The organism is Modicisalibacter tunisiensis (genome assembly GCF_020148005.1).
GTDB classification, from domain to species: Bacteria; Pseudomonadota; Gammaproteobacteria; order Pseudomonadales; family Halomonadaceae; genus Modicisalibacter; species Modicisalibacter tunisiensis.
Genome location: NZ_JAGXFD010000001.1, coordinates 671,552 through 687,978, shown reverse-complemented (window position 1 = coordinate 687,978; position 16,427 = coordinate 671,552). Strand labels below are relative to the sequence as shown.

Annotated in this window: 21 protein-coding genes and 1 other RNA gene; 8 read left to right on the top strand and 14 right to left on the bottom strand. The window is 65.6% G+C overall.

The genetic code is table 11. The features are described 5' to 3' along the window. Positions 1-56: 56 nt before the first annotated feature. On the top strand, positions 57-812 hold the full coding sequence (locus KGQ91_RS03195) for an SDR family oxidoreductase (protein WP_224416311.1): 756 nt from the start codon (positions 57-59) through the stop codon (positions 810-812). 46 nt (positions 813-858) lie between these two features. Here the strand turns inward: KGQ91_RS03195 and fur are convergent, their stop codons facing one another. Further along, on the bottom strand, positions 859-1,290 hold the full coding sequence (fur, locus tag KGQ91_RS03190) for a ferric iron uptake transcriptional regulator (RefSeq protein ID WP_224416312.1): 432 nt from the start codon (positions 1,288-1,290) through the stop codon (positions 859-861). 72 nt (positions 1,291-1,362) lie between these two features. On the opposite strand from fur, the gene KGQ91_RS03185 reads away from it, so the two are divergent. Continuing rightward, positions 1,363-1,839 (top strand): outer membrane protein assembly factor BamE, encoded by a 477-nt coding sequence (locus KGQ91_RS03185; RefSeq protein WP_224416313.1) that lies wholly within the window; start codon positions 1,363-1,365, stop codon positions 1,837-1,839. Position 1,840: 1 nt separating this feature from the next. On the opposite strand, the gene KGQ91_RS03180 is transcribed toward KGQ91_RS03185, so the two are convergent. After that, positions 1,841-2,140 carry an RnfH family protein gene (locus KGQ91_RS03180; RefSeq protein ID WP_224416314.1) on the bottom strand — a complete coding sequence of 100 codons (300 nt, stop codon included), beginning with the start codon at positions 2,138-2,140 and terminating at the stop codon, positions 1,841-1,843. Then, a complete protein-coding gene (locus tag KGQ91_RS03175) occupies positions 2,133-2,570 on the bottom strand; it encodes a type II toxin-antitoxin system RatA family toxin (protein ID WP_163649690.1) in 438 nt (145 codons plus the stop codon). The genes KGQ91_RS03180 and KGQ91_RS03175 overlap by 8 nt, the downstream gene beginning before the upstream one ends. Before the next feature lie 288 nt (positions 2,571-2,858). Here KGQ91_RS03175 and smpB point away from each other — a divergent pair, with 288 nt between their 5' ends. Both smpB and ssrA read left to right on the top strand, forming a co-directional pair. Next, positions 2,859-3,338, top strand: a complete 480-nt coding sequence (gene smpB, locus KGQ91_RS03170) for an SsrA-binding protein SmpB (protein WP_224416315.1) — start codon at positions 2,859-2,861, stop codon at positions 3,336-3,338. Positions 3,339-3,396: 58 nt separating this feature from the next. Next, positions 3,397-3,775: a transfer-messenger RNA gene (gene ssrA, locus KGQ91_RS03165) on the top strand. 303 nt (positions 3,776-4,078) lie between these two features. Here ssrA and KGQ91_RS03160 read toward each other — a convergent pair. The 3 genes from KGQ91_RS03160 to KGQ91_RS03150 all read right to left on the bottom strand — a co-directional run bounded on the left by KGQ91_RS03160 (position 4,079) and on the right by KGQ91_RS03150 (position 5,899). Beyond that, positions 4,079-4,642: a PIN domain-containing protein gene (locus tag KGQ91_RS03160; protein ID WP_224420237.1), complete on the bottom strand. Its 564-nt coding sequence runs from the start codon at positions 4,640-4,642 to the stop codon at positions 4,079-4,081. Next, positions 4,642-5,094: a helix-turn-helix domain-containing protein gene (locus tag KGQ91_RS03155; protein WP_224420236.1), complete on the bottom strand. Its 453-nt coding sequence runs from the start codon at positions 5,092-5,094 to the stop codon at positions 4,642-4,644. The genes KGQ91_RS03160 and KGQ91_RS03155 overlap by 1 nt, the downstream gene beginning before the upstream one ends. A gap of 343 nt (positions 5,095-5,437) precedes the next feature. After that, positions 5,438-5,899, bottom strand: a complete 462-nt coding sequence (locus KGQ91_RS03150; protein WP_224420235.1) for a hypothetical protein — start codon at positions 5,897-5,899, stop codon at positions 5,438-5,440. Between the two features lie 189 nt (positions 5,900-6,088). On the opposite strand from KGQ91_RS03150, the gene KGQ91_RS03145 reads away from it, so the two are divergent. From KGQ91_RS03145 to KGQ91_RS03130, 4 genes are all read left to right on the top strand, one after another. Then, entirely contained in the window at positions 6,089-6,973 is an 885-nt protein-coding gene (locus KGQ91_RS03145; RefSeq protein WP_224420234.1) for a LysR family transcriptional regulator, read from the top strand. Positions 6,974-7,117: 144 nt separating this feature from the next. Beyond that, positions 7,118-8,017: a HalD/BesD family halogenase gene (locus KGQ91_RS03140; protein WP_224416320.1), complete on the top strand. Its 900-nt coding sequence runs from the start codon at positions 7,118-7,120 to the stop codon at positions 8,015-8,017. Between the two features lie 211 nt (positions 8,018-8,228). Continuing rightward, on the top strand, positions 8,229-9,506 hold the full coding sequence (locus tag KGQ91_RS03135; RefSeq protein ID WP_163649696.1) for a M24 family metallopeptidase: 1,278 nt from the start codon (positions 8,229-8,231) through the stop codon (positions 9,504-9,506). 37 nt (positions 9,507-9,543) lie between these two features. Next, complete coding sequence (locus KGQ91_RS03130) at positions 9,544-10,398, top strand: glycine betaine ABC transporter substrate-binding protein (RefSeq protein ID WP_163649697.1); 855 nt, start codon at positions 9,544-9,546, stop codon at positions 10,396-10,398. Positions 10,399-10,489: 91 nt separating this feature from the next. Here the strand turns inward: KGQ91_RS03130 and KGQ91_RS03125 are convergent, their stop codons facing one another. The 8 genes from KGQ91_RS03125 to KGQ91_RS03090 all read right to left on the bottom strand — a co-directional run. Continuing rightward, a complete protein-coding gene (locus tag KGQ91_RS03125; protein ID WP_163649698.1) occupies positions 10,490-11,710 on the bottom strand; it encodes a glycosyltransferase in 1,221 nt (406 codons plus the stop codon). Between the two features lie 39 nt (positions 11,711-11,749). After that, a complete protein-coding gene (locus KGQ91_RS03120; RefSeq protein ID WP_163649699.1) occupies positions 11,750-11,896 on the bottom strand; it encodes a hypothetical protein in 147 nt (48 codons plus the stop codon). Positions 11,897-11,949: 53 nt separating this feature from the next. After that, complete coding sequence (rfbA, locus tag KGQ91_RS03115; protein ID WP_163649700.1) at positions 11,950-12,825, bottom strand: glucose-1-phosphate thymidylyltransferase RfbA; 876 nt, start codon at positions 12,823-12,825, stop codon at positions 11,950-11,952. Then, entirely contained in the window at positions 12,822-13,397 is a 576-nt protein-coding gene (gene rfbC / locus KGQ91_RS03110) for a dTDP-4-dehydrorhamnose 3,5-epimerase (RefSeq protein ID WP_163649701.1), read from the bottom strand. The genes rfbA and rfbC overlap by 4 nt, the downstream gene beginning before the upstream one ends. Before the next feature lie 51 nt (positions 13,398-13,448). Further along, positions 13,449-14,366, bottom strand: coding sequence for a dTDP-4-dehydrorhamnose reductase (gene rfbD, locus KGQ91_RS03105; protein ID WP_224420233.1), 918 nt, complete (start codon positions 14,364-14,366; stop codon positions 13,449-13,451). 80 nt (positions 14,367-14,446) lie between these two features. Then, the gene (locus KGQ91_RS03100; RefSeq protein ID WP_163649703.1) at positions 14,447-14,800 is read right to left on the bottom strand and encodes a four helix bundle protein; all 354 of its coding nucleotides are present in this window, start codon (positions 14,798-14,800) and stop codon (positions 14,447-14,449) included. 50 nt (positions 14,801-14,850) lie between these two features. Continuing rightward, entirely contained in the window at positions 14,851-16,110 is a 1,260-nt protein-coding gene (locus tag KGQ91_RS03095; RefSeq protein ID WP_163649704.1) for a dTDP-glucose 4,6-dehydratase, read from the bottom strand. A gap of 30 nt (positions 16,111-16,140) precedes the next feature. Then, on the bottom strand, positions 16,141-16,427 hold a 287-nt coding region (locus KGQ91_RS03090), incomplete at its 5' end, for a 3'(2'),5'-bisphosphate nucleotidase CysQ family protein (RefSeq protein WP_318010235.1).

Below are 16,427 nucleotides of genomic sequence, written 5' to 3'. Positions count from 1 at the left end.
CCGCCGCCGACGCGCGGTGTCTCCCGTCTCTTGCCGTCATCCAGGAGGTCCTGCTCGTGACCGATCGCCAGGCCGCTCTCGTTACCGGCGGCGCCACGCGCGTCGGCCGCTTCTTCGCCCTGCATCTGGCCCGGCGCGGCTATGATATTGCGTTGCACTACCACCATTCCGCGGCGGCGGCCGGGGAAACCGCGGCGACGATTCGACATCAGGGACGTGACTGCGAGACGTTCGCCTGCGACTTCCGCACGGGCGACGTGGAGGGGCTGATCGAGCGGGTTATCGCACGCTTTCCTGCCCTGGCGCTGCTGGTCAACAGCGCCTCGACCTATGCACCCGGCGACATTCGCGAGACGGCCCGCGAGCAGCTCGAGACCCAGTTCGGGGTCAACCTCTTCGCGCCCTTCCTGCTCACCCGGGCGTTCGGCCGGCGGGTGGATGCCGGCGAGATCATCAATATCGTCGACAACAAGATCGCCTTCGAACAGCACGCCTATGCCGCCTACCTGCTGGCGAAGAAGTCGCTGGCCGAATTGACGCGCATGGCGGCGATCGAGCTGGCGCCGGCCATCCGCGTCAACGCCATTGCCCCCGGCGTCATCCTGCCGGCCGCGCAGCGCACCAGCGACTACCTGGCCTGGCGCTACGCGGGCATCCCGCTGGCGCGCCAGGGCGAGGTGGAAGAGCTGGGGCAGGCGCTGGACTATCTGCTCGACAATCGCTTTGCCACCGGGCAGGTGTTGTTCGTCGATGGCGGGGAATCGGTCAATCGGGTGGGGCGGCATTCCGAGAACTATCCCGGCAGGTCCTGAAGCGGGCGCTCCAGCGCCGGCCCGTCCTGCCGGGGGATGGGCCGGCCTACTGGCGGGGGGCCTCGGCGTCCTTGGGACGCACGTACAGCACCAGGGCGTGGTCGACCAGCTCGTAGCCGTGTTCCTCGGCGATCTCCTGCTGGCGGCGCTCGATGGCCTCGTCGAAGAACTCGACGATCTTGCCGCTTTCCAGGCACACCATGTGGTCGTGGTGTTCCTCCTGGGAGACCTCGAACAGGGCGTGGCCGCCGTCGAAGTGGTGGCGCACCACCAGGCCGGCGGCCTCGAACTGGGTCAGTACGCGGTATACCGTGGCCAGACCCACATCCTCACCGGCATCGAGCAGCGCCTTGTAGACGTCCTCGGCGCTGAGGTGGGTTTCCATGTCCTTCGATCGCTCGAGAATCTGCAGGATCTTCACGCGCGGCAGGGTGACCTTCAGGCCTGCACGGCGCAGTTCATGGTTCTGATCGGCCATGGTAACTCTTCGCAGTATCGTGGTGGGTCGGGTATGATCGGCCAGAGCAACGATAGTGAAGAACGGGGCCAAATGCAAAACCTGATCAAAATAGTCATCTTTTCGCTCGCCCTGGGGCTGCTGGCCGGCTGCAGCTACTTCGGCGTCTACAAGCGCGACCTGCCGCAGGGCAACCTCATTACTCAGGAAATGCTGGCCCAGCTCAAGCCGGGCATGACCCGCAAGCAGGTCCAGTACGTGATGGGCAGCCCGCTGCTCGAGACACCCTTCGACGCCAGTCAGTGGGACTATGTCTTCCTGCTCGACAAGGCCTATGGCGGCACGGTCTACAAGCGCCTGACCCTGACCTTCGCCGACGATCGGCTGGTCGACATGCGCACCAGCGGCGACATCGACAAGAAGGTGGACCTCAAGGTGGATGCCAGTGCGGGACCGGCCATCGAGGAAGACGCGCTGCCCGGCAACCTGCTCGACACCACGCCCAACCGCGCGCCGCATGGCGGCGAGCCGGCGACCGGGGCGGTCGAGGGCGCCACGCCCGCCCAGTGAGTCAGCGCTTGCGGGCGGCGCGCAGGCGGCGCGCCTGCTTGGGATCGATGCGCAGCGGGCGATAGAGCTCGACGCGATCGCCGTCCGCCAGCGTGTACTGCTCGGGGGCGTCGAGGCGCTTTCCGAAAATGCCCAGTTCGGACTCCGCGAACGTCTCGGCGGGCAGGTCGGGGAAATGGCGTTCCAGATGCGCCCGTCGCACCGCCTCGCGTGCCGAGGTGCCCGGCGGCAGGCTCAGCGGCACGATCACCTGGCGCTGCGGCAGGGCGAAGGCCACCTCGACCCGCACGGCGTCAGCCACGCCCGTAGACCTCGTCGGCCCGGCGCGTGAATGCCTCCACCAGTTGCCCGGCCATCTGGCTGAACAGCTTGCCGAAGGCCATGCCGAGCAGGCGATTGGAAAACTCGAAGTTCATCTCCAGCGCCACCTTGCAGGCCTGTTCGCCCATGGGCATGAACAGCCACTGGCCCTGCAGGCGCCGGAACGGGCCGCTGACCAGCGACAGCTCGATGCGCTCGGGCGCGTACAGGTCGTTGCGGGTGGTGAAGCTCTGCTCGACACCGGCCTTGGCCAGGGTCAGCTCGCCGACCAGGTGTTCCTGGTCGTACTCGATCAGCCGCGCGCGGCGGCAGCCGGGCAGAAACTCCGGGTAACGCTCGAAATCGTTGACCAGATCGAACATGGCCTGGGCGGAATGTCGCACCAGTGCGGACCGATTGACCGTGGGCATGCACCTCTCCGCTGACTTGACTCGGGCTTGCGCGTATCATGGGAATCATCACGCCAAGCCCTTGAATGGTAACACGCCTTGCCCCATGTTGGAGGGCTGTCGACAGGACCCAAGCGCTGCCTGAAGAATCGACGAGCGATGGCCAGACAAGGCAAAAATTGACGAAAAAGCGGAGTTTACAAGGCTTAAGCGAGCATTTTGATCGGACTCGCGCCCGAGTCAATTTTTAACGCCGTATGGGCGAGCGCAGGCATTTTTCAGGCAGAGCGTAGCGAACACAGAGGACCCATGGCCAAGAAAAAAGCCAACAAGCCGGGCGGCAACACCATCGCCCTGAACAAGAAGGCACGCTTCGAGTATCACATCGAAGAGACCTTCGAGGCCGGCCTGGCCTTGGCTGGCTGGGAGGTCAAGAGTCTGCGTGCCGGCAAGGCCCAGCTGACCGATACCTACATCCTGATCAAGGATGGCGAGGCCTGGCTGCTGGGCAGCCACTTCACGCCGCTCAACACCGCCAGCACCCACGTGCTGGCCGACCCGACGCGGACCCGCAAGCTGCTGCTGCATCGCAAGGAGATCGCCAGGATCTTCTCGCGCACCCAGGACAAGGGCCACACCTGCGTGCCCCTCAAGCTGTACTGGAAGAAGAACCTCGTCAAGTGCGAGCTGGCGCTGGTGCAGGGCAAGAAGCTCCACGACAAGCGCGCCACCGAGAAGCAGCGCGACTGGAACCGCCAGAAGGCGCGGATCATGCGTGAAAACAACTGATCGCGCCCCTTGAACTGGCGCGACCGGGTCCCCATCTGCTAGAGTACGAGAGTTCAACGGGGGCGACATGGCTTCGACGCCGGTTGCAATCCCTGCGGTGCATGCCGAGAGCGTGATGTATCTCGTAAATCCAACATCACGATTAAATAGTCGCAAACGACGAAAACTACGCTCAGGGCGCACTGGCAGCGTAAAACCTGCTGGTGTTAGCCTGGCCCCGAAGCGATGTGCCCATTCATCGTGGACGGGAGATGAGCGCAAAGTAATGGGATCGCGATTGGCGGCGCCTTCACGTCAATCGTCAAACTTAAGAAGGCTCGCGTTGCTGGATCCTGCCCGTCGGAGCCAGTAACGCTAAAACAAAAGACGGAACTAAGCATGTAGAGCCAATGGGCGAGTGCCGGCGGACGCGGGTTCAATTCCCGCCGCCTCCACCAAACAAGGGTTTCAGAAGGTGCCACAACACTTCAGAAACCGCATGAGAAGGGGCCTCCGGGCCCCTTTCTTGTGTCTGGACGTTTCATAGCATTTCTTAACATGCCCCCATCCAAGGGGGCATATCTGGGGGCACAACGTCGAAGTCGATACCCTGATGCCCCCAACTCCGTCAGAAACCGCGCCAGCCGGGGCCGTGGCTTCAATTGGACCACTTCAACCTGGGGTGGTCAGAATGTGATCGCTGACGCGATGATTGCGCCACTCTGAGCACTTTAGCCAATTGATCAGCGCTTCCCTATCCGTTACAGGACATCGGTGAATTCCCGCAGCCTGTCTGCGGTGACGATCAGGCCACAGGCGGCCAGGGTATCGAGATACTCATCGACGCTTCTCGGCGGCTTGCGCAGGCTGGCGCGGTGACGATGGACGGTCCTGAGCACCAGCCCCTCGCTCAGCTCGAACTGCTGCTCCAGGAAGGTATCGGGATGGACGGCCTCAATCCCGAAATCGGCCAGGGTGTTGGTGGGAAAGTCCTTCAGGTTGAAGGTGACGATTAGTTGCGCTCCGGCGCGAATGGCCGCAGCCAGCACGTGGCGGTCATCGGGATCGGGCAGCTCGAGCGCCGGGATCAGTGGCTCGTGCCCGGTGACCAGGGCGTCCGGCACCGCACGCTCCATGAGTTCGACGGTGCGCGGCAGCGCCTCCGCCAGTTCGGGGCGCTTCTTGAGCAGGTTGCGCGTCCACTCATCGTGGATCTGCTCGGTCCAGCGTGCGGCGAACAGCCCCGTGGTGGCCAGGCGCATCAGCAGGTCCCGCAAGGGCGCGGGATAGAGCACGCAGGCGTCGTAGACGACCACGAAGCGCATCAGTAGCCCATGCCCAGATCCTGGGCCTGGTCGGCCAGTTCCTGCAGGGCGACCTCGGAGGCCTCCTCCTGCTGGCGCTTGTAGGCCAGCAGATCCTGCAGGCGAATCCGCCGATGCGTGCCCACCCGGGTAAAGGGTATCACGCCCTCCTCGAGCAGCTTGACCAGATGCGGCCGCGAGACATTGAGCATGTTGGCGGCTTCCTGGGTGGTCACCTCGGCGTGGGTCGGGAGGATGGTCACGGCATTGCCTTGGGCCATCTCGGTCAGCAGGTCACGCAGCAGCACCAACGCCTGACGGGGCAGCACCAGGTCTGCCCCATCCAGCTTGATATGCGCCCGGTCGCTCTCGGGACGCTCGCGGAGCAGCTGGCTGAGCTCGGTGGCGCTGGCCCTGGCCAGGCGGGTGAGCTCGAGGTTGTCGGGCACTGTATCTTGGGTGGCGGTGTTCATGGCATGACCTCCACGCAGCCCGCTACTGCTGGCTGCCGTTTCGTGTTCTAGCGTTACTTGCCAGGCTATTCGAAATAAACAAAATTCGCAATATCCGAAACGAGCGATTGGCCGCCTGGCTGGCATGCTCGGGGAAGTGAATTCACACAGGAGGCCACGGCCTGGGCAAGTCTCCCTGTCCGGTCCTCGGTAAGTTGGGAATCTTCTCCCTCCAGGGGAGGCAGCCATCAGCTCCATCGGGTAAACACGAGAGCGGTGGACCGAATATGGGCTGCTCATCGGCTGAATGGTGCCTGGTCGATCTCTGACACCCTGTGCGCAGCAGGGTGTCGGGATAGGGCACTCAGCGCAATTCCGGTGCCTCGCCGGCGGCCGTCGCCGATACTGCGTCGCTGTCGCCTGTCGTGGCGGCATCCGTCGCCACGTCCGCCGGGGCGTTCCAGTCCTCCGGTGCGGGCTGCGGCACCAGCTGGCGGCCGAGCACCTCGCCCAGCTCGTTGGCACCGCACAGCGTGAAGCGCGACAGGTGCTTGCGGGCCGCCTGATTGAGACGGTGCTCGACACTGCCATGCAGGGGTGCCCGATCATCGACATCGATATGGCAGACACCGCTGTCGGAATCAAAGTGGACGCGCCGGAGGTGCTCCGCCGCTCCCAGCGTGGCGGCATCCTGCACGAAGCGCAGCATCTCGCAGAGCTCACCGGCACGGCCGTGCCGGCTGTTGATCGTCACGCCGAAGGCGCGCAGCTCGCCGGGTTCCACCTGGCGAGACTGCGGGCCGAAGTAACCATGTTCCTGAGTCATCATGATCTCCTTATCGCAACTCGGAAGGTGCCGGGTGTGAAGGGTCACTCACCGGCAACGCCCGCAGCATAGCCCTGCATAGCCTGCTACGCCTGAACCTGTGTTAAGTCGAGCCATCGGATTGCTTCGGCGTGGTGCCGGGAGGGCCTGTTATCATCCCACCTCCGTTTTCCGCCGCTTCAACACGCCATGCTCGATATCAAGTTCTATGTGCTGATCGATGCCATCGCCACGCACGGCACCGTTCACGACGCCGCCGCCGCGATCGGCCTGACCCAGCCCGCCGCGACCCACCGCATCCGCGAGATGGAGCGCCGCCTCGGGGTGTCGCTGTTCGCCCGCGAGGGGCGGCGGCTGGTGCTGACCGCCTCCGGCGAGCGGCTCGTTGAAACCGCGCGCGAGATCCTGCCCCGGGTGCGCAGTGCCGAGCTCGAGGCCTGGCAGCTGGCGCGTCACGGCGAGCCGGCGCTGCGCCTGGGCATCGGCCCCTACGACACCTTCTCGAAGGCGCTGCCGTTTCTCTATGAACACCATGACCGGGACATCGACCTGGTGCGCCTGCCCCTGGACGAGATGACCGCGGCGCTGCTGTCGAGACGTGTCGACATGACCGTGATGATCGAGGTGCCGACGCAGCGCGGCCTGGCCTGCGAGCGTCTGTTCGAGGCGCCGCCCGTGGCGGTGCTGCCGCCCGGGCATCCGGCGGCGCACGCATCGGCGGTACCGCCCGAGGTGTTCGATGGGGGGCGGCACTTCACCTACAGCGTGATTCCCGAGGCGGGTCACGAGTTCGAATATTTCTTCCAGCCGGCCGGCGTCTATCCCTCGCACATGGTGCAGATCGAGTCGGTGTCGCTGATTCTCGAGCTGGTCGCGGCGGGCAAGGGGGTGAGCATTCTCTCGCGCTGGGCGGTTCGCGATGCCGCCCGTGACGGCCGTGTGGTGATGCGGCCACTGGACGTGGCGATGCCGCAGGTTCCCTGGTACCTGGCGTTTGCCGACGAGCCGCGGGTGCGCGAAGTCGCCGAGCCGCTGGCCGCCACACTGCGCGCGCTGTATTCGGACGCGGATTGAGGTGACTGACGGTGCGGAGGAAGGCAATTGATAAAAATCTCGTGACATCGGCGGCGAATTTCCGATTGGAGCCCGGGGCGGTGCGCCGCGTAGGTTATGGCGCCAGTCACGTGGCCATCCAACCGAGGAGCACGAGAGGTCTTCATGTCCCTGTCCCCATCTTCCGTCCGCCCCGAATCCGGTACCGCCGCCACCCCCGTCGACGACGCCCTGGCCGACCTGATCGATCTCGAGCGCTACCCGCTCGATCAGCCGGGCAGCGACGCCTACCGCGAGGCCGTCGCCCGTGTCCGTTCCCAGCTCCATGATGACGGCTGTGCGCTGCTCGCGCGCTTCATTCGCGAGGACCGGCTCGCGGCGCTGCGCGAGGAGAGCGAGGCGCTTTCGCCCCAGGCATTCTTTTCCGACAACAGCGTCAATCCCTATGTCACCCCGGACGATCCCGACCTGCCCGAGGATCACCCGGTGCGCTGCTTCCAGCACTACACCAACGGCTTCGTCGCCAAGGACCTGATCCCGGACCAGGCGATCGTCAAGCGGCTCTACCGCAACGCGACCTTCCAGCGCTTCATCGCCGACTGCCTCGAGGAGCCGGTGATCCACGAGTTCGCCGACCCCATCGCCGGGCTGGTGATCAATGTCATGCCCGAGGACACCGAGCTGCCCTGGCACTTCGACACCAACGAATTCATCGTCAGCCTGATGACCCGGCGGCCGGAAAGCGGCGGCGAGTTCCAGTACTGCCCGGACATTCGCCGCCCCGGCGACGAGAACTTCGCCGGCGTGCAGCGTGTGCTCGAGGGCGATCACGACGAGGTCCGCTCGCTGACGCTGAACACCGGCGACCTGCAGCTGTTCAAGGGCCGCTACTCGATGCACCGCGTCGCCGCCGCCAAGGGGCAGCGGCTGTGCACGCTGCTCGGCTATGCGAAAGCCCCGGACATGATGGGCAGCCTGGAGCACACCCGGAAGATCTATGGCCGGGTGACCCAGCAGCACATCGACGCCGACAACCAGCGCCGTCATGACCGGCTGATGGGCTGACGCCCCGGTTGGCGGCGATGCCTCGCGAATGAATTCGCTCCCACAGGAAAGTGGCTCGATGGGCTACTTGTGGGAGGGGATTTATCCCCGATGGCGGGGCCGCAGGGCTGGTTCATCACGAATGAATTCGCTCCCACGGTGAGAGCGCCCAAGTGGCGATTTGTGGGGGTAAAGCGATTCCCGACTTTTTGCAAGCGACCGAGCGAACTCCATGTCCCAGATCGTTGCCCTGGCCGGCGAACCCGCCGGCCACACCCTGGATGCCGATGGCTACGCCAGCGGCGCCTTTCGCGAACGCGCGATCGACGCGGCCCTGATCGAACGTGTCGAGCGCTATCGGCTCGAACGGCTGCGCCAGCAGATGCGCCACCACGGCCTCGATGCCGTGATCCTGTTCGACCCGATCAACATCCGTTACGCCTGCGGTTCCCGCAACATGCAGGTCTATTCCCAGCGCAACCCGGCGCGCTATCTCTACGTGGCCGCCGAGGGGCCGGTGGTGCTGTTCGAGTTCAGCGCCTGCCTGCACCTGGCCCGCGATCTCGCGCTGCTCGACGACGTGCGCCCGGCGCGGGCGGTGATGCCGCAGTACAGTGGCCCGCACTGTGCCCGCCATACCGCGGCGTTCGTCGACGACATCCGCGCGCTGTTCGCGCAGTCCGCCACTCAGGGGCGACGGCTCGGCGTCGAGTCGGCCCCCACCGGGGCGTTCGCCGCGTTGAGTGAGGCCGGCTTCGCGGTGTCCGACGCGGCCGTCATCATGGAGGGCGCCAAATCGGTCAAGAGCCTCGACGAACTGGCGCTGATCCACCGCTCGGTGACGCTGACCGAAGCCGCGATGACGCGCATGGAGGCGGCCCTGCGTCCCGGCATGACCGAAAACGAGCTGTGGGCGATCTTCAACCAGCACGTGCTGGCGACCGGCGGCGAATACGCCGAGACGCGCCTGCTGACGTCCGGCGCGCGCACCAACCCGTGGTTTCAGGAGTGCTCCGACAAGGTCATCGCGCCCGGCGAGCTGGTCGCCTTCGATACCGACATCGTCGGCTGCTTCGGCTACTACACCGACTTCTCGCGGACCTTCCATGTTCCCGGCGCCGGCGCGCCGAGCGCGGCCCAGAAGGCGCTGTATCGCATGGCCGCCGACCAGCTGGAGAGCAACATCGCCCTGCTCGGGCCGGGCATGAGCTTTCGCGAGTACTCGCGGCGCGCCTGGCCGATCCCCGAGGGCTACCGCGAGAACCGTTATCTGGATATCGTCCACGGCTGCGGCATGACCGGCGAATGGCCGCTGATCGCCCACGACATGGACTGGGACGACGTCGGCTACGACGGCGCCATCGAGCCGGGCATGACGCTGTGCGTCGAGGCCTACATCGGCCACCGCGACGGCAGCGAGGGCGTCAAGCTCGAGGAGCAGGTGCTGATCACCGAAAGCGGCATCGACCGGCTCTCGACCTACGGCTACGCTGACGACCTGCTGGACTGATCCCGTCCCTCCCGTTCACTCCCACTGAAGGAAGCCCATGAACGCACTCAAGACCACCTGTCTCGCCCTGGCCCTGGCCGGTGCCGCCGGCACGGCTGCCGCGGCCGACACGATCACCATCGGCACCAACAACTGGTCGGAGAACATCGCCGTCTCGCACCTGTGGCAGCAGCTGCTCGAGCAGCAGGGCTACGACGTCGAGCTGACCTCCACCGGCAAGAGCGTGATCTTCAGCGGCCTGGCGCAGGACGACATCGACGTCTCGCTGGAGGTCTGGCTGCCCAACGGCGACGCCCAGTACCTCAGGCCCTACAAGGACCGCATCGACGTCCACGACAGCTGGTACGAGGGCGCGCAGGACGAGCTGGTGGTGCCGGCCTATCTGGACGACATCAACACCATCGCGGACCTCAAGGCCGCGGCCGAGCGCTTCGACTATCAGGGCCAGCCGACGGTCATCGGCATCGAGTCCGGCGCGGCGATCGCCGGCGAGACCGACGACGCGATCGAGGCCTACGACCTGCCGTTCCGCCAGCTGAACAGCTCCGGCCCGGCGATGATCGCCGCGCTCGACGAGGCCTACCGCAAGGAGGCGCCGATCGCCGTCACGCTCTGGCAGCCCCACTGGGCCTACGCCCAGTACGACCTCAAGCCCCTGAAGGACCCGAAGCAGGCCTACGGCGGCGGCGATGACATCAAGTGGATGTCGCGCAAGGACTTCGGCGATGCCCACCCGGATGTCACCGCCATGCTCGACGCCTGGCACATGAGCCACGCCCAGCTGGCCGAGCTGATGCTGAGCATCGAGGACGCCGGCGATCCCGACAAGGGCGTCGAGGCCTGGCTGGCGGCCAACCGCGAGCTGGTCGAGACATGGCTGGCGGCCAAGTGACGGCCTGACAGCAGGCGCGGGGCACGCCCGCGCCGTGTCGCTCGTCAGCGGGCCCGCCGGGATTCGGCGGGCCCGTGCGCGGGAGGCCCCCTCACAGCAGGCTGTCGATCAAGGCCAGCTGTTGGGGCAGGCACTGGGTGTGCAGGTCGTAGTGATCGAGGATGGTGCGACGCGCCCGGTCGCGTAACGGGGCCATCGCCTCGGGATGCGCCAGGGCCTCGCTGACGGCATCGACCAGCGCCTGGCGATCGAAGAAATCCACCAGATACCCGTTCTCGCCCGAGGTGATGACTTCGCGAACCGGGGCCGTGTCGGAGCCGATGATCGGCGCCGCACAACTCATCGCCTCCAGCAGCGACCAGGAAAGCACGAACGGGTAGGTCAGGTAGACATGCGCCCGGGACAGCTGCATCAGTGCCGTCAGGGTGTCGTGCGGCACCCTGCCCAGGAAATGCACCCGGCGCTCGTCGAGCCCGGCGGCGACCTCCTCGAGAAAGACCGTCTTCCAGCGGCGGCCATCCCCGGGTGCCGAGCCGTAGCTCACCCCATCGCCCCCCACGATCAACACGTGGGCGTCAGGGTTGCGTGTCAGGATCTCGGGCAGTGCCCGCATGAAGACGTGATAGCCGCGATAGGGTTCCAGGTCGCGATTGACGAACGTGACCACCGGCGTGTCGCGCGTCAGGGTCAGCCGGTCCCCCAGCGAGACCCTGACCTTGTCGTTGGGCCGAAAGCGTTGGGTATCGATCCCTTCATGGATGACATGCAGCCTGTCGTGATAGGCCTGTGGATGGGTGGCCTTCTGAAAGTGGGTCGAGCAGATCCCCGCATCGACGTGCTCCAGCATCCAGAGCGGCCACAGGTTCTTCAGGCGAATCCGCAGACGCGCCTCCTCGCTTACGGGGAATTCCGCATCGAAGTCCGCATCCAGCCCCGTGGCCTGGTAATAGAACTCGAACCACCCCAGGCAGCGACTGTCCGGAAAGAGCTCGCGCACCGTCATCATGTCGCCCCAGCCGGCGTGGCCGATGACCAGGTCCGGTACCCAGCCCTCGTCGCGCCAGGCTTGCAGCACGGCCTGGGTGGCACGCCCGCGAATGATCTTGCTGTCCAGCTGGCGCAGGAGCGGGTCGATGTCCGGCGGGTTGCCGCGTGGCAGCGTCGCCCGGGTGACGGGAAACGCGCTCTCGGGGGGCGCGTTCAGGGTAACGGCGCGTACGTCATGGCCGGCCTGGTGAAGGGCCGGAGCCAGGTGGCGAAACTGCCCGGGGAAGTTGACATGTAGAAAGAGGATTCGGCTATTGGGCTTCACCGCGACGGCTCCCGACAGAAAAGAAAAACAGTATCCGGCTCAGCGACGCCGCCAATGCCGCCGGGCATGGGCAATCATGCCGGACAGCGCCCAAGCCAGCAGCAGGCTCGCCAAGGCGTAAGCCGGCCACTGCCACGGAGCGGCCAGGCCCGGCGCGATCTCGGCGATCACATAGGCGCTGATCATGACGGTGGCCCGGTAAAAGAGCCACCGTGGGTGCGGCACGCGAGGCCGGCGCATCAGGTGTCCCCGGCCAGCTCGGCCAGGTAGGTGCCATAGGCGTTCTTGCTCAATCCCGCCGCCAGGCGCGCCAGGTGTTCGCGGTCGATCCACCCCTGGTGGAAGGCAATCTCCTCGGGAACGGCAATATGCTGGCCCTGGCGATTCTCGACCGTCTGCACGAAGCTGCTGGCCTCGAGCAGGCTGTCATGGGTGCCGGTATCGAACCAGGCGAAGCCGCGACCGAGTCGTTCCACCTGCAAGGCGCCATGCTGCAGATAGTGGTTATTGACGTCGGTGATCTCGAGCTCGCCGCGGGGGCTGGGCTGGAGGCCTCGGGCGATATCGACCACCGCGTTGTCGTAGAAATAGAGCCCGGTGACGGCCCAGTTGGAGCGCGGACGCGACGGCTTTTCCTCGATGGACAGCGCCGTGCCCTGCGCATCGAATTCGACCACGCCATAGCGCTGGGCATCGCGGACCTGATAGCCGAACACCGTCGCGCCGGAGTCGCGCCTCGCCGCCTGCTGCAAGGTGCTCGTGAGGCCGTGGCCGAAGAAGATGTTGTCGCCCAGTACCAGGGCGCAGCCGTCCGAACCGATGAAGTTGTGCCCGATGATGAACGCCTCGGCCAGACCACCAGGGGAGGCCTGAACGGCATAGCGCAACGACAGCCCCCATTGACTGCCATCGCCCAGCAGGCGAGTGAAGCCTTCCGCATCATGGGGTGTGGTGATGATCAGGATGTCGCGAATCCCCGCCAGCATCAGCGTGCTCAGCGGGTAATAGATCATCGGCTTGTCGTAGACCGGCAGCAGCTGCTTGGAAATGGCACGGGTGATGGGATAGAGCCGGGTTCCCGAACCGCCGGCCAGGATGATGCCCTTGGAGATCATGGCGCCTCGCTGGTGGGTAATTCGAAATAGCGTGGAAGGTCCCGCAGCCAGGGTTGCTGCCGATCCTTTTCGGATAACACCGGGCGGGTGATCGGCCAGTCGATCGCCAGGTCGGGGTCGTTCCAGCGCAGGCCCTTGTCGTGCGCCGGGGAATAGACCTGGGTGACCTTGTAGAGCACTTCGGTATCCGGTTCCAGGGTCAGCAGGCCATGGGCGAACCCTTCGGGAATCAAGATCTGGTTGCCCTGGCGCGCGGAGATTTCGGCACTGACATGCTGGCCAAACGTCGGCGAGCCCTGGCGCAGGTCCACGGCCACGTCCAGGATGGCGCCGCGGACCACGCGCACCAGCTTGGCCTGGGCAAAGGGCGGAACCTGAAAATGCAGCCCGCGCAGCGTGCCTGCTTGCGCCGAATAGGCATGGTTGTCCTGAACGAAGTCGAGGGTTATGCCCGCCTCGTGCCATCTGGGGCGGCTCCAGCTCTCCGAGAAGAAGCCGCGTTCATCGCCATGGCGAGCCGGCGTGATGATCTTGACCTCGGGTATGGCCAGCGTCTCGATGGAAAGGCCCATGATCGGTATTCCACTCCTTTTTATCCCAGTCCTTGCTTCAGTATCGGCGGTTCACCCGCGGTCCATGACTTCCTGCAGCGTCAACGCCAGCCCTGTGCGCCAGTCCGGGAAGCGCACGCCCAGCGTCTCTTCCAGCTTGTCGACCGCCAGCCGGGAGTTGAGCGGCCGAGTCGCGGGCGTCGGGTAGTCCGCCGTGGGAATGGCCGCGACGCGCTCGGGCGTGGTCGCCAGGGGGACCCCGGCGGCCGCGGCCTGGCGAAAGATCTCGCGGGCGAAGCCGCACCAGCTGGTCTCGCCGCGCGGGGCCAGATGGTAGGTACCGGCTAACGCCGGGTGAGGGGTGAGTGCTTCGCTGGTGAGGGGTGAGGCGTGCGGCGTGACGAGTGAGGCGTGAAGGGCCAAGGCCGTGACCTGGGCGATCAAGCGGGCCGGGGTGGGCGCGCCGATCTGGTCGTCCACCACGTTCAGAGCCTCGCGCTCGTGGCCCAGGCGCAGCATGGTCTTCAGGAAGTTGTGCCCGCGCGCACTGTACACCCAGCTGGTCCGAAAGATCAGGTGCCGGCAGCCGCTGGCCTGCACCGCCTCGTCGCCGGCCAGCTTGGTGCGGCCGTACACGCTGAGCGGACCGGTGGCATCCTGTTCCTGCCAGGGGGCATCGCCACTGCCGGGGTAGACGTAATCGCTGGAGTAATGCACCAGCCACTGGCCACGTTCGGCACTGTACTCGGCCAACTGCGCCGGCAGCTCGGCGTTGAGCCGCCGGGCCAGCTCGGGATCGTCCTCGGCCTTGTCCACGGCGGTGTAGGCTGCCGCGTTGACGATCACGTCCGGCTGGTGGGTTTCCAGCCACTGCGCCACGGCGTCGGCATCCGCCAGGTCGAGCTCCCGACGCGTCGGCGCCAGCACCGTGCCCAGCAGGCAAAGCTGGCGCTGCAGTTCGAAACCGACCTGGCCGGTACTTCCGGTCACGAGGATCGTGAGGGGTAAGCGCTTCGCTGGTGAGGGGTGAGGGGCAGGTGCTTCGCTAGAAAGTGATGAGGCGTTGTAGGTCATGAGGTCAACTTGAGGTGTTTGATAAGACCGCCCAGTAAATTGAACACGGAGTCAAGCTGGGGGCCGGTGGTCGATAGGTCATTGAGATAGCCCAGGCGCTGGGCGATCAGCAGCTGGGTTTCGACTTCACTGAGCGATCCTCTGGCGATGTAGAGAAACCGGAGAAAGTCGGCCTTGCTTCCACGCGCCGCTCCTTCCGCGATATTGCTGGGTACGGACACAGCGGCGCGCTGCATCTGACTGGACAGGCCGAATCGCTCTTCAGCAGGAAAGGTGGCTGTCAGAGCATAAATCGTCGAAACCAGTTCCATCGATTCCTGCCACGCTCGCAGCTGCTGGTGCTTGCGCATAGGCTCTCCTCCTCACTCCTCACTCCTCACTCCTCACTCCTCACTCCTCCTCACACCACACCCAGCCGTTCCCCCTGGTAGCTGCCGTCCTGCACCCGCTGCCACCATTCCCGGTTTTCCAGGTACCACGCCACCGTCTTGCGCAGGCCGGTCTCGAAGGTTTCCTGCGGGTGCCAGCCCAGCTCGCGCTTGATCTTCGAGGCGTCGATGGCGTAGCGCCGGTCGTGGCCGGGGCGATCGGTGACAAAGGTGATGAGTTCCTTGTGAGGGGTGAGGGGGGAGCGCTTCGCTTGTGAGGGGATATGTGCCTCACCCCTCACCCCTCTCTCCTCAGCCGGGACCAGCTCGTCCAGGATCTCGCAGATCGCCTCGACCACTTCCAGGTTGGTCTTCTCGTTGTGGCCGCCGATGTTGTAGGTCTCGCCGATCGTGCCCCGGGTCGCGACCTGGACCAGCGCGCGGGCGTGATCTTCCACATAGAGCCAGTCGCGGATCTGGCCGCCATCGCCATACACCGGCAGCGGCTTGCCGGCCAGGGCGTTGAGGATCATCAGCGGGATCAGCTTCTCGGGAAAGTGATACGGCCCGTAGTTGTTGGAGCAGTTGGTGACCAGCGTCGGCAGGCCGAAGGTGCGCTGCCAGGCGCGGACCAGGTGGTCCGAGCCCGCCTTGCTGGCGGAATACGGCGAACTGGGCGAATAGGGGGTGGTTTCAGTGAAAAGCGGCTTCGCCGGTGAGGGGTGAGGAGTGAGCGCTTCGCTGGTGAGGGGAGGCTCCTCACCCCTCACGCCTAACGCCTCACCGTTTCTCCCCCCACCCCTCACGCCTAACGCCTCACCGCTTCTCCCCTCACCCCTCACGCCTGACGCCTCACTCTCCCCCAGGTCCCCATACACCTCGTCGGTGGACACATGATGGAAGCGGAAGCCGGCCGCCTTCGTCGGGTCATCCTGCTTGAGCGCCTGCCAGTACGCCCGGGCGGTTTCCAGCAATACCGAGGTGCCCACCACATTGGTCTGGATGAAGGTGGCCGGGCCATCGATGGAGCGGTCCACATGGCTTTCCGCGGCCAGGTGCATCACCACGTCCGGCTGGCATTCCCGAAACACGCGGTGCATGGCCTCGGCATCGACGATATCCGCCTGCACGAAACGATAGCGCGGGCTGTCCTCGATCGCGGCCAGCGATTCCAGGTTGCCGGCGTAGGTGAGCTTGTCGACGTTGGTGACGTGATGCGACGTATGGTGGATCAGCTCGCGCACCACGGCGGAGCCGATGAAACCGGCACCGCCGGTGACAAGGATGTTCATCGAGACCTCCCGTTAAGCGGCATGGTTTTCTTATGGTGCATCTGGCCGTCTCGCGCCACCCCACACGACGAAGTGGGGGTTGCGCGTTTCTTCGGGATTCGCGTAGCGCAGCGGTTCGCCCTGCAGGGTTTCCACGCGGCCGCCGGCCTGCTCGACCACGGCCTGGGCGGCGCCGGTATCCCACAGGCAGGTGGGGCCCAGCCGCGGGTAGACGTCGGCGGCGCCCTCGGCGACCAGGCAGAGCTTCAGCGAACTGCCCATCGCCACCATCTCGTGCGGGCCGAGCCTGTCCAGCCAGGCGGTCGTCTCGGCGCTCG